This is a genomic window from Gemella haemolysans (genome assembly GCF_012273215.1).
Taxonomy (GTDB): Bacteria; Bacillota; Bacilli; order Staphylococcales; family Gemellaceae; genus Gemella; species Gemella haemolysans_A.
This window is the reverse complement of record NZ_CP050965.1, coordinates 298,188-318,424: the sequence shown is the minus strand read 5'-3', so window position 1 is coordinate 318,424 and position 20,237 is coordinate 298,188. Positions and strand designations below refer to the sequence as shown.

The 20,237-nt window shown below is 31.4% G+C and carries 16 protein-coding genes and 1 other annotated feature; of the genes, 4 read left to right on the top strand and 12 right to left on the bottom strand.

Going from position 1 to position 20,237, the window contains the following annotated elements; genetic code table 11:
* Positions 1-108: 108 nt before the first annotated feature.
* From FOC48_RS01510 to FOC48_RS01480, 7 genes are all read right to left on the bottom strand, one after another.
* Positions 109-1,458, bottom strand: coding sequence for a glucose-6-phosphate isomerase (locus tag FOC48_RS01510; protein WP_003146675.1), 1,350 nt, complete (start codon positions 1,456-1,458; stop codon positions 109-111).
* A 22-nt stretch (positions 1,459-1,480) separates the two neighbouring features.
* Positions 1,481-2,464, bottom strand: coding sequence for a gluconeogenesis factor YvcK family protein (locus FOC48_RS01505; RefSeq protein WP_003146676.1), 984 nt, complete (start codon positions 2,462-2,464; stop codon positions 1,481-1,483).
* Positions 2,465-2,468: 4 nt separating this feature from the next.
* Positions 2,469-3,329, bottom strand: coding sequence for an RNase adapter RapZ (gene rapZ / locus FOC48_RS01500; protein ID WP_003146678.1), 861 nt, complete (start codon positions 3,327-3,329; stop codon positions 2,469-2,471).
* Positions 3,330-3,511: 182 nt separating this feature from the next.
* Positions 3,512-6,064 (bottom strand): transglycosylase domain-containing protein, encoded by a 2,553-nt coding sequence (locus tag FOC48_RS01495; protein WP_003146680.1) that lies wholly within the window; start codon positions 6,062-6,064, stop codon positions 3,512-3,514.
* 360 nt (positions 6,065-6,424) lie between these two features.
* A complete protein-coding gene (ppdK, locus tag FOC48_RS01490) occupies positions 6,425-9,061 on the bottom strand; it encodes a pyruvate, phosphate dikinase (protein WP_003146681.1) in 2,637 nt (878 codons plus the stop codon).
* A 52-nt stretch (positions 9,062-9,113) separates the two neighbouring features.
* The gene (locus tag FOC48_RS01485) at positions 9,114-9,923 is read right to left on the bottom strand and encodes a pyruvate, water dikinase regulatory protein (RefSeq protein WP_003146682.1); all 810 of its coding nucleotides are present in this window, start codon (positions 9,921-9,923) and stop codon (positions 9,114-9,116) included.
* Position 9,924: 1 nt separating this feature from the next.
* Entirely contained in the window at positions 9,925-10,542 is a 618-nt protein-coding gene (locus FOC48_RS01480) for a CBS domain-containing protein (RefSeq protein WP_003146683.1), read from the bottom strand.
* 251 nt (positions 10,543-10,793) lie between these two features.
* On the opposite strand from FOC48_RS01480, the gene FOC48_RS01475 reads away from it, so the two are divergent.
* Positions 10,794-11,393 (top strand): hypothetical protein, encoded by a 600-nt coding sequence (locus FOC48_RS01475; RefSeq protein WP_003146684.1) that lies wholly within the window; start codon positions 10,794-10,796, stop codon positions 11,391-11,393.
* Between the two features lie 17 nt (positions 11,394-11,410).
* Positions 11,411-11,548: an LPXTG cell wall anchor domain-containing protein gene (locus FOC48_RS01470; protein ID WP_003146685.1), complete on the top strand. Its 138-nt coding sequence runs from the start codon at positions 11,411-11,413 to the stop codon at positions 11,546-11,548.
* Between the two features lie 135 nt (positions 11,549-11,683).
* On the opposite strand, the gene FOC48_RS01465 is transcribed toward FOC48_RS01470, so the two are convergent.
* The 4 genes from FOC48_RS01465 to FOC48_RS01450 form a co-directional block, all read right to left on the bottom strand.
* Positions 11,684-14,326 carry a valine--tRNA ligase gene (locus FOC48_RS01465; RefSeq protein WP_003146686.1) on the bottom strand — a complete coding sequence of 881 codons (2,643 nt, stop codon included), beginning with the start codon at positions 14,324-14,326 and terminating at the stop codon, positions 11,684-11,686.
* A gap of 99 nt (positions 14,327-14,425) precedes the next feature.
* Positions 14,426-14,644: a binding site (T-box leader), on the bottom strand.
* 142 nt (positions 14,645-14,786) lie between these two features.
* Complete coding sequence (locus FOC48_RS01460; protein WP_003146687.1) at positions 14,787-16,217, bottom strand: alanine/glycine:cation symporter family protein; 1,431 nt, start codon at positions 16,215-16,217, stop codon at positions 14,787-14,789.
* A 216-nt stretch (positions 16,218-16,433) separates the two neighbouring features.
* Entirely contained in the window at positions 16,434-17,228 is a 795-nt protein-coding gene (locus tag FOC48_RS01455; protein ID WP_003146688.1) for a hypothetical protein, read from the bottom strand.
* 13 nt (positions 17,229-17,241) lie between these two features.
* On the bottom strand, positions 17,242-18,015 hold the full coding sequence (locus FOC48_RS01450) for a hypothetical protein (protein ID WP_003146689.1): 774 nt from the start codon (positions 18,013-18,015) through the stop codon (positions 17,242-17,244).
* 141 nt (positions 18,016-18,156) lie between these two features.
* On the opposite strand from FOC48_RS01450, the gene FOC48_RS01445 reads away from it, so the two are divergent.
* The gene (locus FOC48_RS01445; protein WP_172497806.1) at positions 18,157-18,741 is read left to right on the top strand and encodes a helix-turn-helix domain-containing protein; all 585 of its coding nucleotides are present in this window, start codon (positions 18,157-18,159) and stop codon (positions 18,739-18,741) included.
* On the top strand, positions 18,672-19,565 hold the full coding sequence (locus tag FOC48_RS01440; protein WP_172497804.1) for an IS3 family transposase: 894 nt from the start codon (positions 18,672-18,674) through the stop codon (positions 19,563-19,565). Before FOC48_RS01445 ends, FOC48_RS01440 begins: the two co-directional genes overlap by 70 nt.
* Positions 19,566-19,753: 188 nt before the next feature.
* Here the strand turns inward: FOC48_RS01440 and rlmH are convergent, their stop codons facing one another.
* Positions 19,754-20,230, bottom strand: a complete 477-nt coding sequence (gene rlmH, locus FOC48_RS01435; RefSeq protein ID WP_003146693.1) for a 23S rRNA (pseudouridine(1915)-N(3))-methyltransferase RlmH — start codon at positions 20,228-20,230, stop codon at positions 19,754-19,756.
* Positions 20,231-20,237 lie beyond the last annotated feature (7 nt).

Here is a 20,237-nt window from a genome sequence, read left to right as displayed (position 1 = left end):
TTAAAACAGGAAAAAGAAAAATATAAGAATTTACTTGCAGTTTCCATTTGAATATAAAAAACTGATAAAGGAAAGTTATTCCTCTATCAGTTTTTAATTTATTTAAGATTATTTTAATCTTTCTTCTAATTCTGCTTTTAATTCTTCAAATCCTGGTTTTCCAAGAAGCGCAAACATATTTTTCTTATATGCTTCTACTCCTGGTTGGTCGAATGGGTTTAATCCTTGCATGTATCCAGAAATACCTACAGCTTTTTCGAAGAAGTATACTAAATATCCGAATGTGAACTCACTCATATCAGGAAGTTCTACTACAAAGTTAGGTACTCCTCCATCAGTGTGAGCAAGAAGTGTTCCTTCAAATGCTTTAGTGTTTACGAAATCCATAGTTTTTCCTGCTAAGTAGTTTAATCCATCAAGATTGTTATCAGCTTCTTTAAGCTCGATATCTTTGTTTGGAGATTTAACTTTTAAGATAGTTTCAAGTAGAACACGACGTCCTTCTTGAACATATTGTCCCATAGAGTGAAGATCTGTTGAGAAGCAAACACTTGAAGGGTATAAAGCTTTTCCATCTTTACCTTCAGATTCACCATAAAGTTGTTTCCACCACTCATTGAAGTAAACCATTGATGGTTCATAAGATACAAGAATCTCAATTAATTTACCTTTTTGTTGTAAGATATTACGCATTACAGCATATTGGTAAGCAATATTTTTGCTTAGATCTGGTGTTGATAGTTCATCTTGAGCTAATTTAGCACCAGCCATCATTTTATCAATATCAACTCCACTTACAGCAATTGGAAGTAATCCTACAGCAGTAAGAACTGTGAAACGTCCACCTACATCATCAGGTACTACAAATGTTTCATATCCTTCATCATCAGCTAATGATTTTAATGCTCCACGAGCTCTGTCAGTAGTAGCAAAGATTCTTTCTTTTGCTCCTTCTTTACCATATTTTTCTTCAAGTAATTCTTTGAAAATACGGAATGCAATAGCAGGCTCTGTAGTTGTTCCAGATTTAGAAATTACATTTACAGAGAAATCTTTTCCTGTAGTTTTTAAGTAATTAACTAATTCTTGAGTATAAGTTGATGAAATTGTGTGACCAACGAAAAAGATTTTCGGAGTTTTTCTTCCTTCTTCATAGAAGTTATAGAAGCTATCATTTAGCATTTCAATCGCTGCACGAGCTCCAAGATATGAACCTCCAATACCGATAACAACTAGTACATCTGAATTGCTTTGAATTTTTTTACTAGCTTCTTTAATTCTAGCAAACTCTTCTTTATCATAGTTAGTTGGTAATTCTAACCATCCTAGGAAATCATTTCCTATTCCAGTTTTATTGTGTAATTGATCATGTGCCACTTTCACATAACCTTCCATATTTTTTACTTCTTGTTCGTTAAAAAAGTTTAGTGCTTTCGAATAATCAAATTTTAAGTGCATTTTTGTTCTCCTTTTTTTATTTTCACCTTTTATTATAAATCATTGTTGGCTTGTCGTCTATAATATAATCGTAAATTAATTCAGAAACTTTTTCTGCATTATGTCTAATCGTGTTATTATCAACGATTCCGACGTCATTATTTTTTATCAATTTAATTCCAAGTTCTTCTATTTTTTCATGATCGATTTTGACCGGTTCTTGTTTTTCTTTGTGATATTTCGATAAAATACTATCATCAAACTCACGAGAATTAGCAATAACCAAATCAAAAATGTTCTCTCCAACATGTTTATTGATAGCTGTAATGTGTTCAGAAACTGTGTAATTATCAGTCTCTCCATGCTGGGTCATGACATTACAAACATATATTTTCTTAGCTTTACTTTCTCTGATTTTATCAGAAACCTGAGAAATTACTAAATTTGGAATAATCGAAGTATACAAACTACCTGGCCCCATAATAATATAATCCGCCTCTTGAATAGCTCTTAATACATCTTCATTAGGTTTTACCCTGGAAGGTGTAATATACACATGATCTATTTCTCCACCAGCTTCAGTAATTGAAGATTCTCCTCGTATAATTTCACCTGTAGAAAGTACAGCGTTTAAGGTCGCTATATCATTGGTTGTCGGTAATACCGTTCCACGAACATTTAAAATTCTACTCATAACTTTTACTGCAGTTGAAAAATCCCCATGGATATCTGTCATTGCAGCAATCATTAAATTACCTACCGGATGACCTTTAACTTCACCACTATCAAATCGATATTGGAACATTTTTTCTAGATACGGCTCTACATCAGATAATGCAGCAATAACATTTCTAATATCTCCTGGTGATGGAATATTCATATCACTTCTTATCTTCCCTGAACTACCGCCATCGTCAGCTACCGTTACTACCGCTGTTATATCAAGAGGATATTTTTTCAACCCTCTTAAAAGAACAGATAACCCTGTTCCTCCACCTATAGTAACTACTCTAATTTTAGTTCTCATTCTTCTACCTACCCTTATTAATGTCGCGATGCTCTATATAAACTCTATAACCAAGTTTTGAAATATCCTCATACAATTTTCTCGCTATACTCACCGAACGATGTTTACCACCAGTGCATCCAACAGCAATTGCGACCTTGTCCCTTCCTTCATATTGATACTTATCTATCATATAAGTCATTAATTCTAAATATTTATCATAAAATTCTTTAGTGACTTCGTCATCAAAAACATAATCAAATACTTCGCTATCTTGGCCAGTTTTTTCCCTAAGTTCATTTATATAAAATGGATTCCTTAAAAATCTTGCATCTACAATGTTATCCGCATCTATAGGTATACCATACTTATATCCAAAACTAGAAATTGTAATATGATAACTATCTTTTTTCTCAATACCAAAATCTTCTAAAATTTTCTTTTTAAGATCTTTAACTGTTGTATTTGTAGTATCATAAATATAATTCGCTATACCTTTAATAGCATCCATATCTCTTCTTTCTTGAGTAATACCCTCAAGGAGACTAAATTCACTAGATAAAGGATGATTTTTTCTAGTTTCTTTATATCTATTTACTAATACTTGGTCTTCACTATCTAAAAATATAATACGAACATCAAAATATTCATTTTGTTGTATTTTTTTTAATACTTCTTTTAAATCAACAAACAAAAGCTTGCTTCTAATATCTATGCTTATAGCTGTTTTATCTATTTCTTTTTCTTCAATAATTCTTAGAAAATCTTCTACAACAAGTCCCGGTAAATTATCTGTACAAAAATACCCCTGATTTTCAAAGACCTCTAACGCTGTATTTTTTCCTGCTCCACTTATTCCTGTAATTATAACTAATTTTTTCTTCATAGCTTCACATCCGTCTTTATAATAATATAAGTTTTATGGAATGATTTTTTCAGTTTAACAAAGAATAAATAAACTGCTCCATTCCTATATTGTACACCATTTATAAATATTTGTGTAGTATTTTAAAATTATAAAAAATAAATCTACCATACAGATTTCCCGTACAGTAGATTTATTACTAATTATCTATTGCCTCTATTAGCGTTGTTATTGTTATTAGTTCCTGAATTTCTTACACCTGGTTGTACTCCATTAGAGTTACCTCCTCGTGATTGGGAATTACCGTTGTTGCCATTCTGTTGACCATTTTGATTTGATAAATTACTATTGTTATCTTCAGAATTATTTCCGTTACGATTATTATCATCGTTACCGTTATTATCGTTATTATTATTGTTATTTCTATTTTTTTCTTTTTCTTCTTGGTTACGTTTATTTTGTTCTTCAATTTCTCGACGTTCACTATCAGAAATAACTTTAACTCCACCATTTATAGATCCGACGTTTTCTGGAACTTTAAATCCTTTCGGTGGGTGAATACGCACTATATTCTGCATATTTATTCGATACAATGCTTGAGTTTTCTGCGTGTCATCTTGAGATAGATACTTCGTTGGGCCATCAATTGCATCAAACCCTTGCCATACAGCCATCGTATAGTTGCTTGTATATCCAATAGTCCAAGAATCTTTAGCAGAATCATTTATATCAAAACCAAATTTTTGTGCCTCACCTTCTCCGAAAGTTGTTGTTCCAGTTTTCACTGCCATATCCGCTCCACTTATACGAGAATTAGACGCAGTACCATTTACTACATTTCTTAACATTGAAGTCATAATATAAGCAGTAGATTCTTTAATAACACGTTTTCTATCATCTTTACTGAAACTTTTCACTTCAGAACCTTCACTATCATAAACTTTTTTGATAGCTTTTGGTGTTGCATAATATCCGCCATTACTAAACGGAACATATGCTCCTGCCATTTGTAATGGCGAGAATCCATCTCCACTTCCTCCAATTGGAGTAGTAATAGAGTTATCCTTAATATCCATACCAACATTATTTGCATATTGTTTTACTCTATCAAATCCAACTTCTTGATATGTTTTAATAGCTGGAATATTGTACGACCAAACCAAGGCATTATTTATAGTAATATTACCGTGAAATTGTCTATCCCAGTTTTGAATTTGTGAACCTTGAAGTTTTGAGTCGTTAACAATATGATCAGAACCCCAATTTAAATATTCTACAGCAGGTCCGTAAGCTAGTATTGGTTTAATTGATGAACCAGGTTGTAATTTAGCTTGTGTTGCAATATTAAATCCATGGAATGTTTGTTTTTTACCTCCATAAAGAGCAGCTATTCCACTATTTTCGTTATTCAGTACAACCATAGCCACATTACTTGCTTGTTTTATTCCTGCATAGTTGGCATTTACACTTTCTGTTAAAGTATCTTGGATTTTTGAATCAAAGTTAGTATAAATTTTAAGACCTAAGTTTAATACGTCACCTTCGTAGTCTTTAAATTCTTTACTATTTTTTAATTCATTTACAATCTGATTCATATATGAAGTATATTTCGAATCAAATTCACTTGATAATAGTACACGTTCACTTTCATCACGCTCTATTAATCCATCTAATACATTAGTTTTTTGAGCTGCTGTTGATTCAGCTTCTGAGATTTTTCCATGATATTGCATTAAATATAATACAGTGTCACGACGAGCCTTAGCCGCTTCTGGATTATCATATGGATTATATGTATTAGGGTGTTGAGGTAACCCCGCTAAAAGCGCCATCTGTGGAAGTGTTAATTGATTTAATTCTTTTCCAAAGTAGTACTTAGAAGCAGTTTTTAATCCATATACACCATCTGAGTAATAGATTCTATTTACATACATAGTAAATATAGATTCTTTATCGTAGTTTTGTTCAAGTTTATATGCAAGATATGCTTCTTGAACTTTACGCTTCATACTCTTATTATCGTCTAAGAATGTTCTCTTGATTAATTGTTGAGAAATTGTAGATGCACCTTGAGATCCAAAACCACTCGTAAGGTTTGAAAATACAGCTCCAATTAAACGTCTGAAGTCAACTGCTCCATGTTCGAAGAATCGATTATCCTCTGTCGCTAAGATTGCGTCTTGCATTTTTGTTGGGATATCTGATGTATTTAAATTTTCACCAATTTGGTTTCCTAATTTTGCTACTTCATTATTATTCACATCATAGACGATTGTTCTTGAGTTATTATCTAGTATCTTAGAGTCAAATGCAGGTGCTTGATAAATCCAAAATACACACAGTAAGAATAATGATATAATAGCAACACTTGCTGCATATAGCCCATATCTCAATATTTTCATCCATAAAGTTTTATTGGATTTTTTAGAATTTGGATTACTAATTCTATTTGTACTTAACGGACGTCTTGGTCCTCCTGGTCTACCAGTTCTTGCTGATTGTTGAGCATTTCTTGGTCTTACAGGTGGTACACCTTGTGTTTGATTAGCATTACCTGCTCTTTGTTGTTGATTGGAAGAGCCTGCGTTCTGTGCATTCCTTCTCATTATTTCTTCATTTGTTAATGGTCTTCTTTGTTGTCCATTATTTGTTCGATTATTATTTCCTCTAGATATATATCCACCTGGCATAACACTCTTTCTTTCCTGAGAGTGTCTATCTCTTCTCGATAACCGACTATTATTATTTTCTGCCATAGTATATCCTCTCTTTTTTAATATTTAAACTTTCATTTAACTTTCATTTTGATTTGAATCCTTTTTTCGATATAAAAAGGTACAATATACTACATTAATTTTAATGTATAATGAAAAAAAAATCAATTTACTTTGTGTAATATTAATTATTATTTAATAATTTTGTAACATTTACAAAGATTTTCTAATTATAGTTTAGTTAATTAATACTTAATTTAAATTTTTTACTAATTAATATTACTAAATATAATTCAAAAAAGGGTAATTCATTGAGAATCACCCTTATATCCTATTAATTTTATTATTATAAAAATCTAGTTAATTAAATTACTTAGTTAACTTTATTTATTTATACTATTTTTACTTAGTTAACGCTACTTCTATATCACTAATAGCTGCTTTTGCTGCCGCAATTCTCGCAATAATAACTCGGTATGGTGAACAAGAAACATAACCTAGACCAATTTTTGAACAAAGTAGAATTGATTTTTCATCTCCTCCATGTTCACCACAAATTCCTAGTTTAATATTAGGTTTTACAACTTTTGCTTTATTGACAGCAATCTTCATTAACTCTAGCACTCCACTCTCATCTAAATGAACAAATGGATCTGACTCTAAGATATTTTTTTTCTTATAAATATCGATAAATTTCTCAGCGTCATCTCTTGAATAACCAAATGTTAATTGTGTTAAGTCATTTGTTCCGAAACTGAAGAAATCTGCATGTTCAGCAATCTTGTCAGCTACTACACAAGCTCGAGGAATTTCAATCATAGTTCCTACTTTATAATTAAAGTCTGCATTGTATAACTGTATTTCTTTTTCTACTAGTTCAACTATTTGTTCACGTAGAACTGCAAGTTCTTTTTCTAAACCTACTAACGGAATCATAATTTCTACATTAACTTCAATTCTTTCTTTTCGAGCTCTAATTGCTGCTGAACTAATCGCTTTAGCTTGCATTAGATATATCTCTGGATAAGTTATTCCTAGACGACAACCACGGTGCCCCATCATTGGATTAAACTCAGCAATACTAGCAATTTTAGCTTCTAATTGACTAACACTTACCCCTATTTCCTCGGCAATAACTTTTACAGTTTTTTCATCCTTAGGTAAAAATTCATGAAGTGGTGGATCTAATAATCTTATGTTAACAGATTTACCTTTTGCTTCTTTAAAAATTTTATAGAAATCATCACTTTGAATTGGTTGTAATCTATCTAAGAATCTTATTCTTTCATTAGTATCTGAAGCTAGTATCATTTTTCTAACTAAGCTAATTCTATCTTCTTCAAAGAACATATGTTCTGTTCTACATAATCCAATTCCTTCAGCCCCAAACTCGAAAGCAACTTTTGCATCAACTTCATTATCAGCATTTGCTAATACTTTTAGACTTCTAATTTCATCTGCCCATCCTAAAAGTTTATTGAATCTATCGCTGAATCTAGCATCTATTTTATCAACTTCGCCAAGATAAACCTTACCACTACTTCCATCAACAGAGATTACATCTCCTTCTTTTAGTGTAATACCAGCAATTTTTAATGTTTTTTCATCATAATTAATAATCATGTTTTGGCAACCACACACACAGCATTTACCCATTCCGCGCGCTACTACCGCAGCATGTGATGTCATTCCTCCGCGTAGAGTTACAATGGCTTCTGAGCTAACCATACCTTCAATATCTTCAGGTGATGTTTCTTCTCTTACTAATACAACAGGTTTTGTTTTCGCCGCTTCAACCGCTTCATGAGCAGTAAAATAAATTGCTCCCACAGCAGCACCTGGCGAAGCCGCTAACCCTTGAGTTAATTGCTGCGCTTGTTTCAATGATTTATCTTCAAATGTAGAGTGAAGAAGTTTGTTAATTTCTTCTGTACCTACTCTTAAAATAGCCTCTTCCTTACTAATAACACCTTCTTCTACTAATGAAACTGCAACTTCAACAACAGCATTTGGTGTTCTCTTAGCATTTCTTGTTTGAAGAATGTATAGCTTACCGTCTTCAATAGTAAACTCAATATCTTGCATATCTTTGTAGTGTCCTTCTAACTTCTTAGAAATCTCCACAAACTCTTTATATAAATGTGGCATATCTTCAGCAAGCACACTAATATTTTTCGGTGTTCTAATTCCTGCAACTACATCTTCTCCCTGTGCATTAATTAGGTATTCTCCGAATAATTCATCTTCACCAGTTACAGGGTTTCTACTGAACGATACTCCAGTACCACAATTATCTCCCATATTACCGAAAACCATGGCTTGAATATTTACAGCAGTTCCTAATTTATCACTAATATTATGAAGTCTTCTATATACTTTAGCACGATTATTATTCCAAGATTTAAATACCGCTTCAATAGCTAGCATAAGTTGTTCTTTCACACTCATCGGGAATTCACGACCTACTTCTTTTTTGTAGATTTCTTTGAATTCCTCAACAACTTTAAATAAATCTTTTTCATTCATATCGCTATCTTGTTCATAGCCATTTTCATTTTTCACTCGTGTTAAAACTTCTTCAAATTTATATTTCTCTACATCCATTACTACATCAGAGAACATTTGAATAAATCTTCTATAACTATCATAAGCGAAACGATAATTATTATTTTTCTTAGCTAAGGCAATAGTTGTTTCATCATTCAATCCTAGATTTAAAATTGTATCCATCATACCAGGCATTGAAAATACAGCACCACTTCGTACAGATACTAATAACGGATTTTCTATACTTCCCAACTCTTTACCTATAGTTTTTTCTAATGTTTCTAATTGTTCATTAATTTGTTTTAAAATCTCAGGTTTAATTCGTTCCCCATTTTCATAATAACTATTACAGCTTTCTGTAGTAATAGTAAAACCAGGTGGTACATTAATCCCTAATCCCTTCATTTCTGCAAGATTCGCACCTTTACCCCCAAGTAAAGATCGCATATCTTTATTCCCTTCACTGAAATTATAAACATATTTTTTTGTCATTTTAAAATTCCCCCATCACATTTTGTTACAGTATATAATTATTTCTTAAATGTTAAACTTCTAAGCCACGTTCTCTCATTATCCCAATTATTAATTCTGCAGTTTCCTCTATAGCTTTATTTTGAACATCTATTATCGGACAACCAATTTTCCCCATAATTTCTAACGCATACTCTAATTCTTCAAATATTTGGATTTCATCTGTGTAATCAGTATTTCCATCCACTCCTAAAGTTTTTAGTCTTTCTTCCCTCAACTTATTAAGTTGTTCTACTGAATTTGTTAAACCAATAATCTTTCTTTTTACTTCATATAATTGCTCTGGTAGTATTAAATCTTGAACAATAGGAACATTCATAACTTTAATGTTTCTATTTGCTAGATATAAACTTAATGGTGTTTTAGACGTTCTTGATACCCCCAAAATAACAATATCTGCCTCTTTAAGACCATTAATATCCTTTCCATCATCATACTTCACAGCAAATTCCAATGCATCAACCCTTTTGAAGTACTCAGTTCCCATTTTTCTGTTTAAACCTGGATTCCCTTCAGATTTTATTCCAAGTTTATCTTCAAAAGTGTTTAGCATTTCACTTAGCAAATCTATAACTTTTATATTTTTTTCTAACCCTTTTTTCTTTACGTATTCGGCTAAGGTACTATCTACCAATGTTTGAACTATTACATCCCCATCATTTACATTCGACATAATACAATCTATTTTTTCTATCGTACAAACATTGGAATTCTTCAATACCTTATAATCAGCTTTCCCATAAGAGAACTGCACTAACGCTGCATCTACAACATCTTTTGCAGTATTCCCTATCGAATCTGAAATTATATGTACAGTTAACATATTATCCCTCCAGTATTTCCAATAATAATTTAATTAATGTAGTTTTTGAAATTTTTCCGACGATCACCTTGCCGCCATCCTCATCTCTTACGACAGGTAAGCAGTCAATTTCATGTAAAATTAACTTCCTTAAGGCATCACTAACTAATTCATCTTCATATATGTATATTACATTCGGTACACGTGTCATCGCTAGTACAATTGGAAGATTTTGACCGTCAGCATTTCTTGATAATTTCAACATATCTTTTCTAGATGTTACACCTGCGAGGTGATTATTTTCATCGACAATAAAGATTGTTCCTACATCATATATAAATAATTTTGATAATACATCTGAGAAATTCGCTGTACTTTTAGCAGTTATTGCTATCCCCATAACATCTTTAACTAATTTATTTTTTATTTCTTCACGTTGTTCTCCTGGTGAAAAGTTATAATTGTAATAGTATCCTACATTAGGTTTTGCTTCTAAGATTTCTAGCATTCCTAACACTGCCAAATCATTTCTTAAAGTAGATTTCCCCAAAGATAGCTTCTCTGCTATCTCATCACTTGTAATCGGCTCATAATTCTTTACTATTTCAATTATAGCTTTATGTCTCTCAGTAAGTTTCATTGTTCCTCCTTCTTGTATTATATTTTTTATTATACAATATATTACACACTAATTCAATAGTTACATTATATTAATGTGTAATAATAAAATCTATTATGTATGATTATTTCATTTTAAATGATATTACTGCTACATTACTATCCTACTTTATTACCAATATATTAAAATAGAGTTACTCATTGTCTATTTTATTTAAATTTAAATGTTTATATGATATAATTAATTTAATAATATATCGAGGAGAAAATTGTATGTCAAAATTATCAAAATTATTTGTAATCGGTACAGGTATAGCCGTTGCTAACTATTACTCAAAAAATCCAAACAAAGTTGAAGAACACACTGAATACGTTAAGAAAAAATCTAAAGATTACTATGGTTATACACGTTGTATGATTCGCTATACTAAGAAAAATGGTGTTGAAGAAGCGGCAATCTACCTATACAACGACTTAGTGAAGAATCTTAAAAAAGCTAAAAATGCTTTAGAAAACAAATACAATAATGCTGTTGATTACGGAAAAGAACTATCTAGCAATGTAACAGATATTAAAGAACACGTATCTAGTGTAAAAGAATATACTTCAGAAGTTAAAGAAAACTTAGGAGATGCAAAAAAAATCGTTGAAGAATTCAAACCTTCAGTAGAAGCTTATAAAGAAAAAGCACTTTCTTCATTCGAAAAAATTAAAGATCAAGTATCAAATATTAAAAAAGACGTTAATGAAGCAAAAGTTCAAGAAAAAGTTGAAGATTTCACTAACAAATCAACTGAAACTCTAGACTCTGTTAAAGAACGTGTTGAAACTGAAGTTCTAAACAACACTCCTGAACAAAAAGAAAAAAAATAATATAACGAGGTTTTAAGATGAATCTACTATCACTAAGTACTCTTCCTAATACAGGGGAAGCAGTGAAAAATTATGGTGCATACATTGGTATCATCATAATAATTTCAATAATTTTCTTCCTAATCTGGAGAAAAAAGAATAATAAAGATGATTAAAAAACTCTAAGCTAGGTAAAACTAGCTAGAGTTTTTTTATTACAATTAATCTATACATCTATTTACTACATAATGAATAAGAGAGTGATTCGATAAAATCTAAACGATTTTCGAATCACTCTCTTTCATTCTATACTATTTTAAATTATCTAATGCAGCTATTCTTTCTTTTACGCTATCATATTGTTCTTGATATGTTGCTTGTTTTTCTTTTTCTTTAGCTACAACCGCTTCTGGAGCAGAACCAACAAATTTTTCATTAGATAGTTTTTTGTTTACTCTATCTAATTCTTGTTGTAATTTTTCTAATTCTTTTCCTAGACGTTCTTTTTCTTTGTCTACATCGATTAAATCACTTAGTGAAACGTAGATTTCAGCACCTGGTAAGATACGACTAATGTCAGTTTCACTTGCTTCTACTTCGCGTTCGATAATAAGTTCGCTAGGACGAGCAAATTTTTCTAAGTACGCACTACCACTTAATAGCACTTCTTTTACGCTATCTTGTGAGTATTTAATTTTAATAGGAATCTCACGAGACATAGGGGCATTCACTTCACTACGGATGTTACGTACTGCTGTGATTACATCTTGGATGAATTGCATATCTTCAGTTTCTTTTTCGAATACTAGACTTTCATCAACTTTAGCAAATTCACTAGTTACAATACTATTTCCTGTGTGAGGAATGTGTTGCCAGATTTCTTCAGTTACGAATGGCATAAACGGATGTAACATTTTTAGAGAAGCATCAAGTACATATACTAAAATAGATTTAGTTGTTTTCTTAGCAGCTTCATCTTCACCATTTAATGAAATTTTAGCAATTTCAATATACCATGAACAGAATTCTTCCCATACGAAGTTGTATAGAATACGGCTTGCTTCACCAAATTCATATTTTTCAAATAATCTTTCGAAATCTTCAATAGTTTTAGCAAGTTTTGTTAAGATATATTTATCAGCTAATGTTTTTTCTCCAGTTAAATCAATATCACTGTATTCGAAACCTTCAAGGTTCATAATTACGAAACGAGAAGCGTTCCAAATTTTATTGATATAGTTCCAACTAGCTTCGATTTTCTCAGTTGAATAACGTAAGTCTTGACCCGGTGTTGAGTTAGTAGCTAAGAAGTAACGTAAGCTATCAGCTCCATATTGTTCGATTACTTCCATTGGATCTACACCATTACCAAGTGATTTACTCATCTTACGACCTTGTTCATCACGAACTAAACCGTGGATTAAGCAATCTTCAAATGGACGTGTTCCTGTAAATTCTAATCCTTGGAATACCATACGAGCAACCCAGAAGAAGATAATGTCATATCCAGTTACTAGACAGCTGTTTGGATAATAACGTTTGAAATCTTCACTTTCTAAATCTGGCCATCCTAGTGTAGAGAATGGGAATAATGCTGAAGAGTACCAAGTATCAAGAACATCTTCATCTTGAACATAGTTTTCAATATCTTTTGGTGGGTTTACATCAACATAAACTTCACCAGTTTCTTTGTGATACCATGCTGGAATACGGTGTCCCCACCATAATTGACGTGAAATACACCAGTCTTGGATATTTTCCATCCAAGTATTTAACGTATTTTCAAAACGTGGTGGATAGAAGTTAACTTTTCTATCTGCATCTTTTTGATTTTCTAATACTTTATCAGCAAGAGGTTTCATGTCAACAAACCATTGTTTAGAAAGATATGGTTCAACAACCGCACCACTACGCTCAGAGTGACCTACTGAGTGAAGGTGTTTTTCAATCTTGAAGCATACTCCGCTTTCTTGTAAATCAGCGATAAGAGCTTTACGACATTCGAAACGATCCATACCATTATACTTATCAGCATGCTCATTCATAACAGCACCTTCATCCATAATGATGATACGTTCTAGGTTATGACGTTCTCCTACTTCAAAGTCATTTGGATCGTGAGCAGGTGTTATTTTAACTACTCCACTTCCGAAATCTTTTTCTACATATTCATCTGCAATAACAGGAATTTCTTTGTTTGTTACTGGTAAAAGAACTGTTTTACCAATATATTTTTGATATCTTTCATCTTCAGGGTGAACAGCAACCGCAGTATCTCCGAATAAAGTTTCAGGACGAGTAGTTGCTACTTCTAGATAGTCTCCACTTCCATCAGCTAAGAAATATTTAAGGTGATAGAATGCACCTTCTACGTCTTTGTGAATTACTTCGATATTAGATAATGCAGTTCTTTGAACTGGGTCCCAGTTGATAATTTTCTCACCACGGTAGATTGTACCATTATTGTAGTGATCTACGAAAATTTTTGTAACTGCTTTGTTTAATCCTTCATCTAATGTAAATCTTTCTCTTGAATAGTCTAAACCTAATCCAAGCTTAGCCCATTGTGCACGAATATATCCAGCATATTCCTCTTTCCATTCCCATGCACGCTCTAAGAATTTTTCACGACCTAAGTCATAACGACTTAATCCTTCTTCACGCATTTTAGCTTCTACTTTAGCTTGTGTAGAAATACCAGCGTGGTCCATTCCTGGAAGATAAAGTACATCAAAACCTTTAAGACGTTTGTAACGTGTTAACATATCTTGTAAAGTTGTATCCCAAGCATGTCCAATATGTAATTTACCAGTTACGTTTGGTGGTGGAATTACAATTGTATATGGATTCTTTTTACTTTTATTATCAGCTTTAAAAACTTCTTTTTCCAACCACCAGTTGTAGCGATTATTTTCTACTTCGGTCGGATTATATTTTGTAGACATTTCAGTCATGACTGTTCCTCCTAAATTTTTATTTTATTATTAATTATTTCACTTTTACTAATTGTGTCGGTGATATTTTTTGGATAAAAAAAATAACCTCCATCCTTACATAAGGACGAAAGTTTCCGTGGTACCACCTTTATTCTAATTATAACATTAGCACTTAATAAGATTAACGCTCTAACCACGTTTAAAGCTACTTACTTTCACTCTAAATGCTCACCGGCTACTTCAAAGTCCTGCCTAGGAGAAATCTCTCAACCACTGATTTCTTTTCTGTATCCTACGGTACGCAAGAACTTCTACTTATCGGCTCATCGCATATATTTTATAATTAAAATATGTTTAATATAATAACATACTTTTTTTTATAATGCAAGTAAAAGAAAATATTATTTCCTGAACAAACGCAAAAAGTACTTCAACGATTAGAAATCTAATTCTATCATTGAAGTACTTTTTTTAAATATTAATCTTCTTTTTTATTTTTCCATGCAGTTGCATTATCCAACTTGATTGGTAAGTTATCTAGGTAGAACTCTGGATCTTTTCCTTGTTTATGTTGTTTCACGTAGTCTTTTAATACTACATAAACTACACCAGAAAGACCGATAATTGCAATTAAGTTAAGTAAACTCATAATACCCATTGTTACATCGGCAATTCCCCAAACTAAGTTTAAATCTAATACACTTCCTACATATACAAAGATACATACGATAACACGATAAACATTTACAGCCCATTTTTTAGGAAGTAAGTATTGAATGTTTGTTTCTCCGTAATAGTAGTTACCAATTACAGAACTATATCCGAATAAGAAAATAGCTACGATTAAGAAGATTGTTCCAATACTTCCTACTTGTGAAGTTAAAGCAGCTTGAGTAAGTTGGATACCTTGTAACTTATCAGCACCATATTCAACACCAGGATATAGTAAAATTAAGAATGCTGTTGCTGTACATACTAAACATGTATCGAAGTAAACTCCTAGAGTTTGGATAAATCCTTGTTTAGCTGGGTGAGTACTATCAGCTGTTGCTGCTGCGTTAGGAGTAGATCCTAAACCAGCTTCGTTAGTGAACATACCACGTTTAATACCTAAAAGAATTGATGTTCCCATACCGATTACTCCACCACCTACTTGTTCAAGACCGAATGCTGATTTCACGATTTGAGCAAGAACACCAGGTAATTTGTCAATGTTAATAACCATAATAACTAATACGATAAATAAGTACGCTACTGCCATAACAGGTACTAACCATTGAGTAATTTTAACAACTTTTGTTACTCCACCAAAAATTACGAAAATAGTAAGAATTAATAAAGCAATCCCTGCAATATTTGAATTAATGTCATATACTTGTAATGCTTGAGCAATAGTGTTAGTTTGAACTGAGTTAAAAGCTACACCATAAGTTATTGAAATAACAATCGCGAATAGCACACCCATCCATTTTTGTCCAAGACCTTTTTCCATATAGTAAGCAGGTCCCCCACGATAAACACCTTTTCTATCACGAACTTTATATACTTGGGCTAATGTTGATTCGGCAAAAGATGAAGCTCCTCCAAAAAGTGCCATTATCCACATCCAAAATACTGAACCAGGACCACCCATTGCAATCGCAATCGCAACACCTGCAATTGTCCCAGTACCTACTCGTGATGCAGCTGATATTGTGAATGCTTGGAAAGCAGAAACACCTTTTTGTTCTCCGTCCTCACCTACTTTAGGTTTTTCTGTAATAAGTCTGAACATTTCTTTAATGTAAGTAAATTGAATAAACTTAGTACTAAATGTAAAATAAATACCAGTTACCATTACCAATCCTATAAGGAAATAAGTCCACATAAAGTCATTAATGTTAGTCAATAATTCTAAAAATCTATCCATTAAGAGTCAACTCCTCGTTTTATTTGTTTTATTACGCTACCTATTATACTGTAAAAAACACTACATCTGTAAATATACGTTAGAAAATCTAACATAACACTATTTTAAATTAATATTAGTTTCAATATTTACTAAATAACTATAGAAAACACTTAAAATCTTACATAAAAAACTAGAGGAATCTAACATCATGTTCGATTCCTCTAGTTTCTTTCTTTAAACATATTCAATTCTATTTACTTCTTCATTGTTGTTCACTTGATAATCATTCATCGAATTATTATACATAACTGGAACAACCAATTTTCTATCACGCGCTTTTAAGATAGAACTTATTTCATAACCATTTAAAGTATTATAGTCTAATTTTTCCTGAAGAACATATTTACCGCTTCTAACTCTAGCTCTAATATCTGTGGCAGCAACAAAGTAGACAACCATAAAGACAATAGAGAATATAAATTGAGATACTGAGAAAATATTTCTTAATACAGGATCTCCTTGAAAAATATATCCACTAAATAAAGATAAAATCGTTAATCCAGCTTGGATATATAATACTATTCTTCTGCCTTTTGTATCGAAAATTGGTAAATACGTAATAAATAACAGAATAAAATTAAATACTGAGATTACTATTCCACCAATTATCAATACGGCAAACCCTAAAATCAGAGTCGTTGCTAATTCTTCATGAAATCTATCACCTGTAATTATCGGTAAGTTAATTAATGCAAATACGAATCCTCCTATGACTGCCATAGGCAACACAAAAGTTATTATATATGCAACTCCCCAATTCCTCTTCCAAACACGCCCTTTATATTCTTTATAAATTCTATAAGTATTATAAAATGGTATAAACGCAAGTCCTGGCCTAACCCCAAGTATATCAAACATAATTTTTGAAAATATCGCTGTAATAATATATCCAAAAAAAACTACGATGAGCAACACAATTAAACCTATAGCCAATATCTGACTCATCAGATGTTCATCTATTTCAAACATAAAAATTCCTCCTTTATTTCACATCATTATTTTCTAATACATTATAATTAAATTCATTAGAAATTATAGGCACTACTAACCTTCTCTTACGAGCTTTTAGGGTTTCATTTACTTCAAAACTATCCATAGTCCCATAATCTAATTTTTCCTGAAGAAAATATTCTCCACTTCTAATTCTAGCTCTAACTTCTCTTGCCGCTAAAAGATAAACAATCGTAAATACAACAGAAAAAATCATTTGTATCATCACTAACAATAGAGAATCAAAATGAAGATCTACTTTAAGCATAATACTATTTCCAAGTACAACTAACAATGTTAGTACCGCTTGAATATTCAATACTACTTTTCTTACTTTTGTATCAAAAATAGGTAAATACATAATAAATAACATAATTACACCAAATACATTTATTATTAGAAAACATATAAAAACTATTATTATACTAACAAGAAAAAGAAGCATGAAATTAAACACAACTTCATTATTCACCTTATAACTCGTCAAATTTAATACTACACCTGTGATAATACCAGCGGGAAAAATAAAAGTTAGTATATACGCGACTCCCCAGTTTCTCTTCCAAACACGACCTTTATACTCTTTATAAATCCTATATGTATTATAAAATGGTATAAGTGCTAAAATCGGTTTAACCCCAAGTATATCAAACATAATTTTTGAAAAGATAACTGAAACAATATATCCAATACTAGCATATAGAGTAGCTATCCCTCCGAAGATATCAAATAATGCTTCTAACATATGATTATTAAATCCAAACATAACTTTTCTCCTTTTCTACCCTTTATTATACTAAAAATCTTTATGAATTAATAGTAAAAAAGGGAGTGACTCAAAAATCGTGATTTCGGAGAAATGATATGTACCCCTTTTACTGGACAAACCAGTGAAAGGGGTATTTTTATGCGTTATAGTTTTGAATTTAAAGTAAAATGTGTTGAGATGTATGAAAGAGGGGAATATCCAGAAACACCGAATGGAATAACTACTAGAAAATTTAAAGATACTATTAGAAAATGGAAAAGAATGGTTGATTCGTTAGGAGTAGGTGTCTTGCGACATAAAACAAAAAATAAGAAGTGGAATTCAGAAGAAAAACTAGTATTAGTTTCTAAAATTTTAGCTGGTTATTCATATAATTCCGTTGCACTAGACAATGGAATTAACTATAGGACACTGTATAAATGGGTTCAAAAATATAAAGAAAAAGGTTATAATGGACTTGTAGATGAGAAGAAAGGAAGACCAAGAAAGGTACCTATCATGAAAGAAAATAGTAGTCCTAAACCATTAAAAGAGTCAGAAAGAGAAGAATTAATTAGATTACGTGCAGAAAATAAATTTATAAAAGCGGAAATCGAAAATATTAAAGCGGAAAAAGAAATAATAAAAAAATTAATAGCCTTGAGGCGAGAAAAATGGGCTGCGCAACTCAAGGCGAAAAAGCAGCAATCATCAAAGAACTTAGAAAAAAAGGATATCAATTAAAATGCCTTTTACAAGAAATAGGAATGGCAAAATCAACGTATTATTATTTAGTAAATAAGGAAGAAGTAGGTGTTGAGGCTATTCGTAATGAACCAGTGTTAAAAGAAATTAAAATTATTTTTACCGAAAATAAAGGACTATATGGTGTCCGTAGAGTTCACAATGAACTAATTAATAGAGGTTTTAAAGTAAATCATAAACGAGTACAAAGTCTTATGCATAAAGAAGGATTGAAAGGGAAAACTCCTAAAGAAAGATACCATTCATATAAGGGAACAGTAGGAAAAGTCGCTAATAATATAATAAATCGAGATTTTAGTACGACTGCTCCTTTACAGAAATGGACTACAGATGTATCACAATTCAATTTTTTATGGGGAAAGTGCTATTTTTCAGCGATTCTAGATATGCATACAAATGAAATAATATCATATGATTTATCTTTACATCCAAATTTAGATCAGATAAAAAGGATGTTAGAACAAGCATTTAATAAATTTCCAAATACAGAAGGATTAATTATGCATTCTGATCAAGGGTGGCAGTATCAACATTCACACTATAGAAGTGAGTTAAAAAAACATGGAATCATTCAATCGATGTCTAGAAAGGGAAATTGTTATGATAATAGTATCATGGAATCACTTTTTGGAAGAATGAAGACGGAGATATATTATGGTTATGAAAAGGTTTATATGTCATTTGAAGAGTTTAGTAAAGCTGTATCTGAATATATAAATTATTACAACAACAAGAGAATTCAATCAAAAACAAAATGGATGCCTCCTGTACAATACAGGATAACATCCACTTGTCTAAACTAAATATATATGTGTCCAGAATTTTGGGTACACATCAAAATCGATTTTGTCGAGTCACCCCCGCACAGGCTATTTATTAGATATCTAAAAAACTTTTATAAAGCGAATTTAGATATCAATAGGCCACTGCGTCTATGATATTTTATATAAACTTTGTAAAAAATAAAATTTCCAGTTCAGCACCTATTATATTATTTATGATAACTTGCTCCTGTTATTATACGATAAGCTCTATACACTTGTTCAAGTAAAACAACACGCATCATCTGGTGTGGAAACGTCATTTTACTAAACGATAATGCAAAATTACTACGTTTTTTCACACTATCAGAAAGACCATAACTTCCACCAATTACTAATGCAACATCACTCTTACCTGTAAGCATTAAATTATCAATTTTCGATGCAAATTCTTCACTTGATAAATTCTTACCTAAGATTTCTAAAGTAATAACATATTGATTATCTTTAATTTTTGATAATATGTTATTCCCTTCTTTTTCCATCGCAAGAGCTATTTCTGAATCATTTTCTACCTTTACTTTTTCATCTGAAATTTCAATAGTATATAACTTAATATATGCTCCAAGACGTTTTTCATATTCTTTTATAGCATCCCTATAAAATTTCTCCTTAACTTTACCTACACAAATCAAAGTTACTTTCATCAGAACC